We start from the raw sequence: 15,277 nt of genomic DNA, 5'->3' as shown, positions 1-15,277 counted from the left end.
TCACCCTCCGATTAAGGCGTTAAAGTTTTTTGGCTTTTTCCACAGCTTCTTCGATGGAACCAACCATGTAGAACGCCTGCTCTGGCAGGTGATCGTATTCGCCTTCCATGATGCCTTTAAAGCCACGGATGGTGTCTTTCAGGGAAACGTATTTACCTGGAGAACCGGTGAATACTTCCGCAACGAAGAACGGCTGGGACAGGAAGCGCTGGATCTTACGCGCACGTGCTACCACCAGTTTGTCTTCTTCAGACAGTTCATCCATACCCAGGATGGCGATGATGTCTTTCAGTTCCTGGTAACGCTGCAGCAGGGACTGTACGCCACGCGCGGTGTCGTAGTGTTCCTGACCAACAACCAGTGGATCCAGCTGACGGCTGGTGGAGTCCAGCGGGTCAACGGCCGGGTAGATACCCAGAGACGCGATCTGACGGCTCAGTACCACGGTTGCATCTAAGTGCGCAAAGGTGGTTGCTGGTGATGGGTCAGTCAAGTCATCCGCAGGTACGTATACCGCCTGAACGGAGGTGATAGAACCGGTTTTGGTAGAGGTGATACGTTCCTGAAGAACACCCATCTCTTCCGCCAGCGTAGGCTGATAACCTACCGCTGAAGGCATACGACCCAGCAGTGCAGATACTTCAGTACCGGCCAGGGTGTAACGGTAGATGTTATCAACGAACAGCAGAACGTCACGGCCTTCGTCACGGAACTTCTCAGCCATCGTCAGACCAGTCAGCGCAACGCGCAGACGGTTTCCTGGTGGCTCGTTCATCTGGCCGTAAACCAGGGATACTTTGTCCAGAACGTTGGAGTCGGTCATTTCGTGGTAGAAGTCGTTACCCTCACGAGTACGTTCACCTACGCCCGCAAATACGGAGTAACCGGAGTGCTCGATCGCGATGTTACGGATCAGCTCCATCATGTTTACGGTTTTACCTACACCCGCACCACCGAACAGACCAACTTTACCGCCCTTCGCAAACGGACACATCAGGTCGATAACTTTGATACCGGTTTCCAGCAGTTCCTGAGAGCTGGACAGCTCTTCGTAGGAAGGTGCCGCGCGGTGGATAGCCCAACGCTCTTCTTCACCGATGTCGCCTTTCATGTCGATTGGCTGACCCAATACGTTCATGATACGACCCAGTGTTGCTTTACCTACCGGGACTTCGATCGGGTGCTCAAGGTCTTTAACTTCCAGACCACGACGCAGACCGTCGGAAGAACCCATCGCGATGGTACGCACGATACCGCCGCCGAGCTGCTGCTGAACTTCCAGCACCAGGCTCTCGTTACCATTCTGTACCTCAAGCGCGTCGTACACGCGTGGTACGGCGTCCTGAGGGAACTCGACGTCCACCACGGCGCCGATTACCTGGACAATCTTTCCAGTAGCCATCTTGAATCCTCTACGTAATTCGTAAACCTGGTTAAACCGCGGCGGCCCCCGAGACGATCTCGGTGAGTTCCTGAGTAATGCTGGCCTGACGAGCTTTGTTGTAAACCAACTGCAGCTCTTTAATCAGGCTGCCGCCATTATCGGTCGCGGCTTTCATCGCCACCATTCGTGCGGCCTGCTCGCTGGCCAGGTTTTCTACAACGCCCTGATAAACCTGAGATTCAACGTAACGACGCAGCAGGGTATCCAGCAGCGGTTTCGGATCGGGTTCATACAGGTAATCCCAGGCTTTCTGTTTCAGCTCGTCATCTTCTGAAGCCGGTAAAGGCAGCATCTGAGTGAGCGTTGGCACCTGAGACATGGTGTTAATAAATTTGTTGCTGACAACGTACAGTCTGTCCAGACGGCCTTCATCATAGGCCTGCAACATCACTTTAACCGGGCCGATCAGTTCGGACAGGGACGGGTTATCACCCATACCGGTCACCTGAGCGACAATGTTGCCACCAACGGAGTTAAAGAAAGAGACGCCTTTAGAGCCGATCAATGCGAGGTCGCACTGAACGCCTTTATCGGACCAGCCTTTCATATCCGCCAGCAGTTTTTTGAACAGGTTAATGTTCAAGCCGCCACACAGACCACGGTCGGTCGACACCACCAGGTAGCCCACGCGCTTAACGTCGCGTTCTTCCAGGTAAGGGTGCTTATATTCCAGATTACCGTTTGCAAGGTGACCAATCACTTTGCGCATGGTTTCTGCATAAGGACGGCTGGCCGCCATGCGATCCTGCGATTTACGCATTTTGGAAGCGGCGACCATCTCCATCGCTTTAGTGATCTTTTGCGTGTTCTGGACGCTTGCGATCTTACTACGTATCTCTTTTGCGCCGGCCATGAGCTTCTCCTCAATGCCAGGCGGCTTGTCCTGAGACAAGCCGCCGGACGATTACCAGGATTGGGTTGCTTTGAAGGAATCGAGGATAGCTTTCAGCTTGCCTTCGATTTCGTCGTTATAGCCACCGGTCTGGTTGATCTCTTGCATCAGCGGAGCGTGATCACGGTCGACGTAAGCCAGCAGAGCGGCTTCGAAGCTACCGATTTTCGCCAGTTCCACATCTTCGAGGTAACCGCGTTCAGCCGCGAACAGTACCAGGCCCTGCTGAGCAACAGACATTGGTGCGTACTGTTTCTGCTTCAGCAGCTCGGTCACTTTCTGACCGTGGCTCAGCTGTTTACGGGTTGCTTCGTCCAGATCGGATGCGAACTGAGAGAACGCAGCCAGTTCACGATACTGTGCCAGCGCGGTACGGATACCACCGGACAGTTTCTTGATGATCTTGGTCTGAGCAGCACCACCTACACGGGATACGGAGATACCCGGGTTAACCGCCGGACGAATACCGGAGTTAAACAGGTTGGTTTCCAGGAAGATCTGACCATCGGTAATGGAGATTACGTTGGTCGGAACGAACGCAGAAACGTCACCCGCCTGGGTTTCAATGATCGGCAGCGCGGTCAGAGAGCCCGTTTTACCCTTCACTTCACCTTTGGTGAAGTTCTCGACGTATTCCGCGTTAACGCGGGAAGCACGCTCCAGCAGACGAGAGTGGAGGTAGAATACGTCGCCAGGGAACGCTTCACGTCCTGGTGGACGACGGAGCAGCAGGGAAACCTGACGATAAGCAACAGCCTGTTTAGACAGGTCATCGTATACGATCAGTGCATCTTCACCGCGGTCACGGAAGTATTCACCCATTGCACAACCGGCGTATGGCGCCAGGTATTGCAGTGCAGCAGATTCAGAAGCGGTAGCCACAACAACGATGGTGTTAGACAGCGCGCCGTGCTCTTCCAGTTTACGAACCACGTTAGAAATGGTGGACGCTTTCTGGCCGATAGCCACGTACACACATTTGATGCCGGAGTCACGCTGGTTGATGATGGCATCGATAGCCATCGCGGTTTTACCGGTCTGACGGTCACCGATGATCAGTTCACGCTGACCACGACCGATTGGGATCATGGCATCAACGGACTTATAACCCGTCTGAACAGGCTGATCTACGGACTGACGGTCGATAACGCCCGGTGCGATAACTTCGATTGGAGAGAAGCCATCGTGCTCAACCGGACCTTTACCGTCGATTGGTGCACCCAGGGTGTTAACAACACGACCCAGCAGGCCACGGCCAACCGGAACTTCCAGAATACGGCCAGTACACTTAACCTTCATGCCTTCGGCGAGGTCAGCGTATGGACCCATCACAACTGCACCTACGGAGTCGCGCTCCAGGTTCAGTGCGATAGCGTAACGGTTACCCGGCAGGGAAATCATCTCACCCTGCATACAATCGGCCAGGCCGTGGATGCGGATAACACCGTCACTTACAGAAACAATAGTACCTTCGTTATGAGCTTCGCTCACAACATTGAACTGAGCAATGCGCTGCTTGATCAGTTCGCTGATTTCGGTGGAATTCAGTTGCATGCTCCAGTCCCCTTAAGACTGCAAGACGTCTGCAAGGCGCTCAAGACGGCCGCGTACGCTGCCATCAATGACCATATCACCCGAGCGGATGATTACGCCTGCCATTACAGACTTATCGATTTTGCAATTCAGCTTAACTTTGCGTGACAGACGTTTTTCCATCGCGGCGGTAATTTTCGCAAGCTGTTCATGACTCAGTTCAGTCGCAGAAGTTACTTCAACTTCAGCAGTAGCTTCACTAAGGGCACGTAAGTGCTCAAACTGCTCGAGAACATCCGGGAGCACACGGAGACGACCATTTTCTGCCATTACCTTAATCAGGTTCTGGCCGTTGGCATCCAGTTGCTCTCCGCACACGGCGATGAACGACGCGGCGAGGGTTTCAGGTGCTAATGCACCAGAAAGCAACTCGGCCATTTGTTCGTTTTTCGTCACCTCAGCGGCAAACGCCAGCATATTCTGCCAGCGATCGACATTTTGGTGTTCGACAGCAAAGTCAAAAGCTGCTTTGGCGTAGGGGCGAGCTACCGTAACAAATTCAGACATCAGCCCCTCCCTCCTTACAGTTCAGCGACAAGTTTGTCCACGATGTCGCTGTTAGCAGCTTCATCCACGGAACGTTCGATGATCTTCTCGGCGCCAGCAACAGCCAGAATCGCAACCTGCTTACGCAGTTCTTCACGAGCACGTTTACGCTCAGCTTCAATTTCAGCCTGAGCCTGTGTCACGATCTTAGTACGTTCCTGTTCTGCTTCAGCTTTGGCTTCGTCCAGGATCTGAGAACGGCGTTTGTTAGCCTGTTCGATGATTACCTGAGCTTCCGCTTTCGCTTTTTTCAGCTGGTCTGTCGCGTTGGCCTGTGCAAGGTCCAAATCTTTCTTTGCACGTTCTGCAGAAGCCAGACCGTCAGCAATTTCTTTCTGACGTTTTTCGATGGCAGCCATTAAAGGCGGCCATACATACTTCATGCAGAACCAGACAAAGATAATAAACGCGATGGCCTGGCCGAGGATTGTTGCGTTCATGTTCACAGCACAATACCTCTTAAATTTCTGTGGCTTGGGGTTTTAAAACAACTACTACGCGACAGCAAACATCACGTACAGACCCAGACCTACAGCGATCATTGGGATAGCATCCACCAGACCCATAACGATAAAGAACTGAGTACGCAGCAGAGGAATCAGATCAGGTTGACGCGCAGCGCCTTCCAGGAATTTGCCCCCGAGGATGCCGATACCGATCGCAGCACCGATAGCCGCCAGACCCATCATCACAGCGGCAGCCATGTACAGCAGATCCATATTCAGGTTTTCCATGACAGTCTCCAGTTTGTTTCAATTAAAACGTAGTAGTGTTGGTAAAAAATCAGTGCTCTTCAGACGCCATCGACAGATAGACGATCGTCAGAACCATGAAGATAAAGGCTTGCAGCGTAATGATCAGGATGTGGAAAATGGCCCACGGCACATTCAGAACCCACTGTGACCACCACGGCAGAAGACCCGCGATCAGAATGAAAATCAGCTCACCCGCATACATGTTGCCGAACAGTCGCAGACCCAGTGAAACAGGTTTGGACAGCAGGCTAACGCCTTCCAGGATCAGGTTGACCGGAATAAACGCCCAGTGGTTGAACGGCTGCAAGGTAAGCTCTTTCACAAAGCCGCTTACGCCTTTCATTTTGATGCTGTAGAAAAGAATCAGGATAAACACGCCCAGCGCCATCGACAGGGTGATGTTCACGTCAGCAGACGGAACCACGCGCAGAGCAGGCAGACCGAAGACATGCTCGCCAATCCACGGCAGGAAATCGATAGGCAGAAGGTCCATCAGGTTCATCAGGAAGACCCACACGAACACGGTCAGTGCCAGTGGCGCAATCAGCTTGCTCTTACCATGGTACATGTCTTTCACGCTGCCATGGACGAAGCCGATGATCATCTCAACGAACGTCTGGAATTTCCCTGGAACACCGCTGGTCGCCTTTTTAGCAACACCGCGGAACATGGCCAGGAACAGAAGACCCAAAACCACCGAGAAGAACATGGAGTCGATGTTGATCGTCCAGAAGGTGGCCGGGGGGTTATGCGGATCCACCAGCGAGAATGTACGCAGGTCCAGCTGAAGGTTATTCAGATGGTGACCTATGTAATCCTGCGGCGTCATATTTTCTGAAGCCATGATGCCTTTTACCCTTTGTTATTGATTACAGCTGGAGCCAGAACTTGTACCACCAGCACCAAAACCCACGTAGCTATTAGCGGCATGAATACCACTTTCAAAACCGCCAGCGCCATCACCAGTAGAGCAAAGGTCAGCAACACCTTACACACTTCGCCGAGGGCGAAGGACCAGGCCACGCGGCCTTTGGCAGGTGTATGCGCCTGATGACGCCAGGCAAAAATCATAAACAACACGTTTGGCAGCACAACCGCCAAACCCCCGCACACGGCGGAGATGCCCCAGAAGGGGTCTTTGAGGCTAAACAGCAGTCCACTTGCTATCACAGCCAGAAACTGAATGAACAGAAGCTTACGAGCAACGTTTCTACTCAAGAGCGACACAGACATCACGTTTTTACTCCTGCTCCCTTCGAGGTATGCCGCGTGTCGTATAAAACGTCCTTTAAGGCTCAGAGTCAAGCATCAAAAAGCGGTCAAATTATACGGTGCGCACCCGTGATTTCAAACATTAAGTAGCGAAAAGGTGAATAAATGTTTAAATATTTTTCCCCGCCGCTATTTTTCAACTTTTGATGAAAGCCCCGACCTTCGAGCAAAACTGCAAACAGCGCGAAAACGTTGACTACAAAGCGTGCACGAGATCACAAAATACACATTTGCGATAAGGTTGTATTTATCAAACTCGTAAATCGCTTAATTTCATCTTTCTGAAATTAAAGATAAAATGTCGCAACTATTTTCAAAACAGCCCCGTATACAATAAAAACCTTTTATTGACATTCTTAATAAATATTTAACATTGCATTCTGGTTGCTGCTTTCCACTTTTAGCAGGCTGATATTTTCGTGGTTGATTATCTTCAGGGTGAACAATGGTGAGGAAGTTAACCATTAGAAAACCCTTAGTAAAAACACGGTTAAATTCTCTCCGGCAAAATCCGTTGTGTTGTGCTGTTTTTTAACACTGACAGAACAGCACAAATTCCACATTTTTTATTAAATTTTTAAAAATTGTTTGGCTTAATTATCACCAGATGACGTTCGCCTTCGAGCTGAGGAATCTGTAATTTCTCAATGGACTCGACGGCAAAACCGTCCGGAAGCTGTTCAATTTCATCGCCGGGCAACTGCCCTTTCAGCGCATAAAAACGGCCATTCTCTGCCGGTAAGTGCTTACACCAGCTCACCATGTCATTAAGCGAAGCAAACGCACGGCTGATAACCCCGTCGAACGGTGGCTCTGCCGGAAACTCCTCTACCCTGCTTTGCACAGGCGTGATGTTCTCAAGCTTCAGCTCATGCTGTACCTGGCGCAAAAAACGCACGCGCTTGCCAAGGCTATCCAGCAGCGTGAAATGGCTTTCCGGGCGGACAATTGACAGGGGAATACCCGGCAGGCCAGGACCCGTGCCCACATCGATAAAGCGCTCACCGTTCAGGTACGGCGCAACCACAATGCTATCGAGAATATGGCGAATCAGCATCTCGTTGGGGTCGCGTACGGAGGTGAGGTTGTACGCTTTATTCCATTTGTTCAGCATATCGACATAGGCCACCAGCTGATTTTTCTGGTGATCGGTGAGCGAAATACCTGCCTGATCCAGCAGACGAGAGAGTTTATTGAGCACGGTGAATACCTGTTGAGAGACTTAAGTGGCGGGTGGCGCTTCGCTAACCCGCCCTACGGAGTGCTGTAGGCCCGGTAAGCGCAGCGCCACCGGGCGAATTACACATATTACGCGCTGCGGCGCAGCATGCCCTGCTTTTTCAGCCACACCAGCAGAATCGAAATCGCTGCTGGGGTAACGCCCGAGATGCGGGAGGCCTGGCCGATCGACACCGGTTTGTGATCGTTCAGTTTGGCGATCACCTCGTTGGACAGCCCCGTCACCTGACGATAGTCCAGCATTTCCGGCAGCAGCGTGTTTTCGTTACGCTGCTGCTTTTCGATCTCATCCTGCTGACGCGCGATGTAACCTTCGTATTTAACCTGGATCTCAACCTGCTCTGCCGCTTCAGCGTCTTCAAGACCCGGGGCAAAGGCGGTGAGTTTCACCAGATTCTCATAGGTCACTTCCGGGCGACGCAGCAGATCTTCACCGCTGGCTTCGCGCGAGAGCGGCGCAGTTAAGTGAGCGTTCACTTCCGCAGCGGTTTCGGCCTGCGGATTAACCCAGGTCGTTTTCAGGCGCTGACGTTCCTGCTCAATGCGCTCCAGTTTCTCGTTGAAGCGCGCCCAGCGTTCGTCATCCACCAGACCCAGCTCACGACCCATTTCGGTCAGACGCAGGTCGGCGTTATCTTCGCGCAGCATCAGGCGATATTCCGCGCGAGAGGTAAACATACGGTACGGTTCTTTGGTGCCCAGCGTGCAGAGATCGTCGACCAGCACGCCCAGATAAGCCTGAGAACGCGCCGGAGCCCAGCCCTCTTTCTCGGCAGAGAAACGGGCGGCGTTCAGACCGGCCAGCAGGCCCTGTGCAGCAGCTTCTTCGTAACCGGTGGTGCCGTTAATCTGACCTGCGAAGAACAGACCGTGGATGAATTTGCTCTCCAGGGTTGGCTTCAGGTCACGCGGATCGAAGAAATCGTACTCAATAGCGTAGCCAGGGCGAACGATTTTCGCATTCTCCATCCCCTGCATTGAGCGAACAATTTGCATCTGCACATCGAACGGCAGGCTGGTGGAGATGCCGTTCGGATAGATTTCGTTCGAGGTCAGCCCTTCTGGCTCCAGGAAGATCTGGTGTTGGTTACGATCGGCAAAGCGCATGACTTTGTCTTCGATCGACGGGCAATAGCGTGGGCCGATCCCTTCGATCACGCCGGCGTACATCGGGCTGCGATCGAGGTTATTGCGGATCACGTCATGGGTTTTTTCGTTGGTATGCGTGATATAGCACGGTACCTGCTGCGGATGCTGCGCTGCATTGCCCATGAACGAGAAGACCGGCATTGGGTTATCACCGTGCTGTTGTGCCAGCACGCTGAAATCAATGGTGCGCGCATCAATACGCGGTGGAGTACCGGTTTTCAGACGGCTGACACGCAGCGGCAGTTCACGCAGACGGCGTGACAATGGGATAGATGGCGGATCGCCAGCACGTCCACCGCTGTAATTATCCAGACCGATATGGATCTTACCGTCCAGGAATGTCCCGACGGTCAGAACAACCGCTTTGGCGCGGAATTTGAGCCCCATCTGGGTAACCGCGCCAACGACACGATCGTTCTCCACGATAAGATCTTCCACTGCCTGCTGGAAGATCATCAGGTTCGGCTGGTTCTCCAGGGCGGTACGCACCGCCTGACGATAAAGCACGCGGTCTGCCTGAGCGCGGGTCGCACGCACAGCGGGGCCTTTACTGGCGTTTAGTATCCTAAACTGAATGCCTGCGCGATCGATCGCTTTCGCCATCAGGCCGCCAAGTGCATCCACTTCTTTTACCAGGTGTCCTTTCCCAATGCCGCCAATCGCCGGATTACAGGACATTTGTCCCAGCGTGTCGATATTGTGTGTCAAAAGCAGGGTCTGCTGACCCATTCGCGCTGCGGCCATTGCGGCCTCAGTGCCTGCGTGACCCCCGCCAATGATGATGACGTCAAAAGGATCCTGATAAAACATGGTGGTCTGCCTCGCGTAAAGCGGTATGAAAATGGATTGAAGCCCGGGCCGTGGATTCTACTCAACTTTAGTCTTTCGAGAAAGCATTGGGATCCTGGGCTATTAAAAAGAAGATCTTTTTATTTAGAGATCTGTTCTATTGTGATCTCTTATTAGGATCGAGGACCTTTGTGGATAAGTCCGATCTCATAAAGAAGATCATGGGGTTAGAAAGGATCGTTTGCTGTGAATGATCGGTGATCCTGGCCCGTATAAGCTGGGATCAGATCGCGACTTTATACACAGGGCAAAAACGACTTCAACGTTGTTCTTTGGATAACTACTGCTTAATACGAGCTTTTAACCAGAGTTATCCACATCTGTTCGCGCGATCTTTAATCGTTTTTGAGTAAATTTTTCCATTCACCCAGCCAGATCTCAGCCGGATCCTCCGGAATATCATGATCGAGGATGTTGATCTTAAGCGTTTCACCCACCTGTTTAGCTCCGCAGGCGGTGACAGCGGCTTCCACTTTCTCTATAGCACCGCAGAAGGTGTCATATTCACGGCTGCCAATACCCACTGCGCCAAAACGCACGTTTGACAGGTCTGGCTGCTGTTCCTGCAGTTCGTCATATAAAGGTTGCAGGTTATCCGGAAGATCGCCTGCACCATGCGTGGAGGTGATCACCAGCCAGACCCCATCAGTCGGGAGATCTTCAAGCAAAGGCCCGTGCAGCGTTTGTGTGGAAAATCCCGCATCCTCCAGCTTCTCAGCCAGATGTTCCGCTACATATTCCGCGCCGCCAAGGGTGCTGCCACTGATAAGGGTAATGTCCGCCATTGATCGCTCGCTCAGATAAAGAGGGGATCATTGTACGCTGTGAACGGGCTGGGATCTACCTGTGGAAAATGTGGGTATGGATTTGCCCGATCAGGGGCGAATGGTACGCATGATCGGGTTTTGCAGCGAGATCAACGTCTCGGTGGACTGAATTTCATCGATTGTTTGGATCTTGTTGATAAGTACCTGCTGCAGGGCATCTATGGATCGACACATCACCTTGATAAAGATGCTGTAGTGGCCGGTGGTGTAGTACGCCTCTGTGACTTCATCGAGCGCGTTCAGCTTCGCCAGCGCGGAAGGATAATCTTTTGCGCTTTTAAGAATAATGCCAATAAAGCAGCAGACGTCATAACCCAGCTGTTTTGGGCTGACATCGATACGAGCCCCGGTAATGATCCCCGCCTGTTTCATCTTCTCTACACGAACGTGAATCGTCCCCGGGCTGACGCCAAACTGCTTCGCCAGTTCGGCATAGGCGGTACGGGCATTGGCCATTAACGCCTCCAGGATGCCGCGGTCCAGATTATCGATCTGATAATTTTCCATAGCTTTTTCTTATGAAGATTAATGAATCACTCTATTCTAGCGTTAAATTTTAACGAATCAAAAGTGAAGGTGGCTTTTTGTTGTTTGATTATTGAATTGAATGCCTTTTCTGTTGCTTAATCAATACCAACAGGACGCAGGAGTATAAATAATGAAAACCGCTTATATCGCAAAACAACGCCAGATCAGTTTCGTTAAATCCCATTTTTCCCGCCAGCTGGAAGAGAAGCTGGGTCTGATTGAAGTTCAGGCACCGATTCTCAGCCGCGTGGGTGATGGGACGCAGGATAACTTGTCCGGATGCGAAAAAGCGGTGCAGGTGAAAGTGAAAACACTGCCAGACGCCCAGTTCGAAGTGGTTCATTCCCTCGCGAAGTGGAAGCGTCAAACCCTGGGACAGCACGACTTCAGCGCGGGCGAAGGACTCTACACGCACATGAAAGCCCTTCGCCCCGATGAAGACCGCTTGTCTGCCATTCACTCCGTTTACGTTGACCAGTGGGACTGGGAGCGCGTAATGGGTGATGGCGAGCGCCATGTCGGCACGCTGAAATCCACCGTTGAGGCGATCTACGCCGGGATCAAAGCGACCGAAGCGGCCGTAAGCAAAGAGTTTGGTCTGGCACCGTTCCTGCCGGAATCGATCCACTTTGTTCACAGCCAGGAGTTGCTGAGTCGTTTCCCGGATCTGGATGCTAAAGGTCGTGAACGTGCGATCGCTAAAGAACTGGGTGCCGTCTTCCTGATGGGGATCGGCGGTAAGCTGTCGGATGGTAAACGTCATGATGTTCGTGCACCGGATTATGATGACTGGAGCACCATGAGCGAGGGCGAATTTGCCGGTCTCAACGGCGATATTCTGGTCTGGAACCCCGTGCTGGAAGATGCGTTTGAACTCTCCTCAATGGGGATCCGCGTGGATGCTGATGCGCTGAAACGCCAGCTGGCGGTGACCGGTGATGAAGATCGTCTCACGCTGGAATGGCACCAGGCGCTGCTGCGCGGTGAGATGCCGCAGACCATTGGCGGCGGCATCGGCCAGTCCCGTCTGACCATGCTGCTGCTGCAACTGTCGCATATTGGTCAGGTGCAGTGTGGTGTCTGGCCGCAGCAGGTACGTGAAAGCGTCAGCTCGCTTCTGTAATTAACGCTGCCAGCGCCTGAGCAGGCGGCTACGCAACCCGGTATCAAAGCGCCAGATATGATCGAAGATGCGCATGATGCCGGGTTTTCCATGGGCGGACATCGCCACTGCGTGGAAACGGTGCTGATGCACCCGCTGTAACTCCTTCACTTTATTCACCACGTCATCCGGCAGCCGCTGGGCAATAAAATCGGAAATCACCACCGCGTCAGCGTCGTACCAGTCGCCGCCCTGCATACGTTCCACAATGCTGCGAAAACAGCTGGCCAGATCGGTACCGCCGCGAAAACGCTGGCTTAAAAAGCGGATCGCCTGCTCAATACCCTGCTGATGGGTCAGCTCATAGCTCACCACTTCGCTGGAAAAGAGCATGATAAAGCAGCGACGCCGGTCAGCGAGCGCCACGCGCATCAGCGCCAGGCAGAACGCTTTGGCACACTGTTCGTTGAAACCGCCCATCGATCCAGATGTATCCACACAAACAATAAATGGGCCGCGCGGTTGCTCATCAAAATCCTGATGGACCACCGGACGTTGACTGATTTTTTCGCGCCAGGCTTCGCCATGCAGGCGATAGGTCAGAAGCTGTTTTTCCACCAGCCGACGATAAAACTCATATTCCAGCTCGGTCATCCCGAGCGTGCTCAGCTCCGTAGGCAGCAGGCGTAAAATGTCATCGCTTTGCTGGAGCCCATCCACCTGTTCCGGCACGGTGGCCGGTTCCCGCACCAGGGTGCGGAAGGTTTCCATCGGGGCATCCTTCTTTGGGACCGATTTAGCCTCCCTTGAGCGACCCAGCTGTTCCGCAAGCTTCATCAGCTCGGGCTGCTGCGCCAGGAAATCACCATACCGGACAATCAGCTGATAATCCCCACGCCTGATTTGGCCTGCACTCATATCCCAGAGACGTCCGGCGGCGTTTTCATTCTCTACCAGTACCTGCTCCAGCTGACCGCTTAAGGTCATGCGTTCCTGAACTTCGCTGAGCAATTGTTCACGCTCTTCATCCAGCAGTTGCTGGTTCAGCGTCGTGGCCTGAACCACAAGACTGAGACGCCAGCGCTGTAAAAAGAGTGTGTGTAAGGCGGGGGTGAAGGTGGCGTTATCGGTGACTAGCGCCCGGGCCTGGCTGGCAAATGGGGAGTGTACTTTATCGAGTAACGTCAGGGTTTGCGGGATCTGAACAATAAACTGCGACGTGGAAAGGCGCTGGCACTGCTGATAGCAGGCCACCTCTTCGGTTAACTCCTGTGGCACTTCGGTCTCTTTAAACCGCTGTCGCAGGTTGTCCCGCCAGCGCGGGAGATCGTCCGTCATCGCTTTTTTTAGCTTCGGGAATTTTTCAAAAAAAGCCGCCAGCTGAGGAGACGCCAGAAGAGTAATGATCACCTCTTCGATCAACCCATCTTCGCTGACGGCCAGCATGACGTTAAGCGTATCCAGCGTTAGCATTGACGAGCCTGTTTGATCTGCGCGCTCACATCCTGCAGGCTGGCTTCAATGCGACCTAACCAGTCGCTGTGAATAAAGAGGCACTTTTGCTGTTCGCTGAAGCGCGTATGCTGCTGATGCCATTCGGTATCCAGCGCCTCCAGCTGCTGCGTGATCTCTTCCGGAATGCTGTCAGAGGCGCTTCCCGGGAGGGCAAGGCGTGACCCCTGCAGGCTTACGTCGCGGATCACCAGGTGCTGACTGCTGTCCACTTCCATATTCAGCGGCTGCGCGAAGCCTATACCGTTAAGCTTACCGCGGATCTCTCCGCCCTTATCAAGCCACTGGGCCAGCGCGTCACGCTCAAGCGTAATGTGCACCACCTGCATGTCATGGAGTTTAAGCGGCTGCTGGAGAAGCAGCGTCAGCGTTGGGCTGGTCAGCTCAGCGGGCAGTTCGTAGTGCGGTTTACGGGCGAACATGCCGCCAAGACGGTTCACCTTCAGTGCTGTTTTATCACTTTGCTGCTGCTGTAGCTGAATGCGCCGTTGGGCTATCGCCCCAAGCTGGTTGAGCATTGATTGCTGGCCCCAGGCGTGTCCGGTCATCAATATTTCAAGCTGCTGCTGCATCAGATTCATCCCTTCGGCATCGTGCCAGAGGCAGTCTTTCAGCAGGATCAGATCGATAGGGGCAACCGCGTCGCGCCCGCTGAACAGGGCGCTGGCCTGCAGCAGACGAATTGCTTTTTTCCAGCGACGGTCGGAAACATAAGGTGCAGAAGGAAGGAGATCGAGCTGCTGACGGAGCTGGTAGATCAACTCAAAGACCGCGTCCGGCAGTGTGATTTTGCCGATATCCACCTGCCACTGCTGATACTCCTCGTCCGTGACCTGCAGTGAAGCGGTTACCGGGTTTTCATTTTCATCCTGCTGGCTGATCAGCATGGAGCGGAAGTTCGATTTATCCTGCACTTTGTCCAGCCACAGGCGGATCAGCATGCGGTCATACAGCGCTTCAAGGCTGCTGTCGGCCTCGGGAAGTTCGTTCGAGGCGGCCACCAGCAGGCGCATCGGGATTTTCTCTTCGCTGGCGCCGTTACGGAACCGGCGTTCGTTAATCGCCGTGAGCAGGGTATTCAGAATGGCCGGTCCCGCTTTCCAGATCTCATCGAGAAAAACAATCTCTGCTTCCGGCAGATACCCCTCGGTAAGGCGTTGATAACGCCCCTCATCTTTCAGCGCCTGGATGGACAGCGGGCCGAAAACCTCTTCAGGGGTGGAAAAGCGGGTCATCAGGTATTCGAAGGCGCGTGCATTCTGAAAGGCAAATTTCAGCCTACGGGCAATCAGGCTTTTGGCAATGCCCGGCGGGCCAAGCAGAAATACGCTTTCACCGCTCAACGCCGCCAGTAAACAGAGGCGGATGGCGTGACTGCGTTCGAAAAGACCTTTCTCCAGTGCGCTGCTGAGACGGGAAATTCTTTCTGCTAATAAATGTGAGTGAGCCATAATAGTTTTTGCATCCTTTCGCCGTCGTGGCGGCTAATTGAAGCGAGTATAGACGTTTCAGTCAGGGCTGGTAATAGGCTGAAGTGCGGCGCAATTTTCTTTGCGCTACATTAATGCG

At 53.1% G+C, this 15,277-nt stretch carries 15 protein-coding genes; 1 reads left to right on the top strand and 14 read right to left on the bottom strand.

The features are described 5' to 3' along the window. Positions 1-19 precede the first annotated feature (19 nt). The 12 genes from atpD to asnC form a co-directional block, all read right to left on the bottom strand. Entirely contained in the window at positions 20-1,402 is a 1,383-nt protein-coding gene (gene atpD, locus ACQG22_RS23575) for a F0F1 ATP synthase subunit beta (protein ID WP_003862362.1), read from the bottom strand. 31 nt (positions 1,403-1,433) lie between these two features. Then, positions 1,434-2,297 (bottom strand): F0F1 ATP synthase subunit gamma, encoded by an 864-nt coding sequence (gene atpG / locus ACQG22_RS23570; RefSeq protein WP_003862364.1) that lies wholly within the window; start codon positions 2,295-2,297, stop codon positions 1,434-1,436. 51 nt (positions 2,298-2,348) lie between these two features. Next, positions 2,349-3,890, bottom strand: a complete 1,542-nt coding sequence (gene atpA / locus ACQG22_RS23565) for a F0F1 ATP synthase subunit alpha (RefSeq protein ID WP_003862367.1) — start codon at positions 3,888-3,890, stop codon at positions 2,349-2,351. A gap of 12 nt (positions 3,891-3,902) precedes the next feature. Further along, positions 3,903-4,436, bottom strand: coding sequence for a F0F1 ATP synthase subunit delta (gene atpH / locus ACQG22_RS23560; protein WP_013099407.1), 534 nt, complete (start codon positions 4,434-4,436; stop codon positions 3,903-3,905). Between the two features lie 14 nt (positions 4,437-4,450). Further along, positions 4,451-4,921, bottom strand: a complete 471-nt coding sequence (gene atpF / locus ACQG22_RS23555; RefSeq protein WP_013099406.1) for a F0F1 ATP synthase subunit B — start codon at positions 4,919-4,921, stop codon at positions 4,451-4,453. 48 nt (positions 4,922-4,969) lie between these two features. Further along, positions 4,970-5,209, bottom strand: a complete 240-nt coding sequence (atpE, locus tag ACQG22_RS23550; protein ID WP_000429386.1) for a F0F1 ATP synthase subunit C — start codon at positions 5,207-5,209, stop codon at positions 4,970-4,972. Between the two features lie 49 nt (positions 5,210-5,258). Further along, entirely contained in the window at positions 5,259-6,074 is an 816-nt protein-coding gene (gene atpB, locus ACQG22_RS23545; RefSeq protein WP_013099405.1) for a F0F1 ATP synthase subunit A, read from the bottom strand. An 8-nt stretch (positions 6,075-6,082) separates the two neighbouring features. After that, positions 6,083-6,463 (bottom strand): F0F1 ATP synthase subunit I, encoded by a 381-nt coding sequence (gene atpI, locus ACQG22_RS23540; RefSeq protein WP_008500194.1) that lies wholly within the window; start codon positions 6,461-6,463, stop codon positions 6,083-6,085. 616 nt (positions 6,464-7,079) lie between these two features. Beyond that, positions 7,080-7,703 carry a 16S rRNA (guanine(527)-N(7))-methyltransferase RsmG gene (gene rsmG / locus ACQG22_RS23535; protein WP_013099403.1) on the bottom strand — a complete coding sequence of 208 codons (624 nt, stop codon included), beginning with the start codon at positions 7,701-7,703 and terminating at the stop codon, positions 7,080-7,082. A 107-nt stretch (positions 7,704-7,810) separates the two neighbouring features. Continuing rightward, positions 7,811-9,700, bottom strand: coding sequence for a tRNA uridine-5-carboxymethylaminomethyl(34) synthesis enzyme MnmG (mnmG, locus tag ACQG22_RS23530; RefSeq protein WP_032644275.1), 1,890 nt, complete (start codon positions 9,698-9,700; stop codon positions 7,811-7,813). A 374-nt stretch (positions 9,701-10,074) separates the two neighbouring features. Next, positions 10,075-10,524: an FMN-binding protein MioC gene (gene mioC, locus ACQG22_RS23525; RefSeq protein WP_013099402.1), complete on the bottom strand. Its 450-nt coding sequence runs from the start codon at positions 10,522-10,524 to the stop codon at positions 10,075-10,077. Between the two features lie 90 nt (positions 10,525-10,614). Then, a complete protein-coding gene (asnC, locus tag ACQG22_RS23520) occupies positions 10,615-11,073 on the bottom strand; it encodes a transcriptional regulator AsnC (protein WP_008500198.1) in 459 nt (152 codons plus the stop codon). 151 nt (positions 11,074-11,224) lie between these two features. Here asnC and asnA point away from each other — a divergent pair, with 151 nt between their 5' ends. Then, positions 11,225-12,217, top strand: a complete 993-nt coding sequence (gene asnA, locus ACQG22_RS23515) for an aspartate--ammonia ligase (protein ID WP_013099401.1) — start codon at positions 11,225-11,227, stop codon at positions 12,215-12,217. On the opposite strand, the gene viaA is transcribed toward asnA, so the two are convergent. Both viaA and ravA read right to left on the bottom strand, forming a co-directional pair. Continuing rightward, on the bottom strand, positions 12,218-13,669 hold the full coding sequence (gene viaA / locus ACQG22_RS23510) for an ATPase RavA stimulator ViaA (RefSeq protein WP_013099400.1): 1,452 nt from the start codon (positions 13,667-13,669) through the stop codon (positions 12,218-12,220). Next, positions 13,663-15,159, bottom strand: a complete 1,497-nt coding sequence (gene ravA / locus ACQG22_RS23505) for an ATPase RavA (protein WP_045901846.1) — start codon at positions 15,157-15,159, stop codon at positions 13,663-13,665. Before ravA ends, viaA begins: the two co-directional genes overlap by 7 nt. Positions 15,160-15,277: the final 118 nt, after the last annotated feature.

Origin of the sequence: Enterobacter cloacae complex sp. 309I3, assembly GCF_050031595.1 — a bacterium.
Taxonomy (GTDB): Bacteria; Pseudomonadota; Gammaproteobacteria; order Enterobacterales; family Enterobacteriaceae; genus Enterobacter; species Enterobacter cloacae.
Note: the sequence above shows the minus strand (reverse complement) of the source record. Positions and strands in the feature narration are given on the sequence as shown.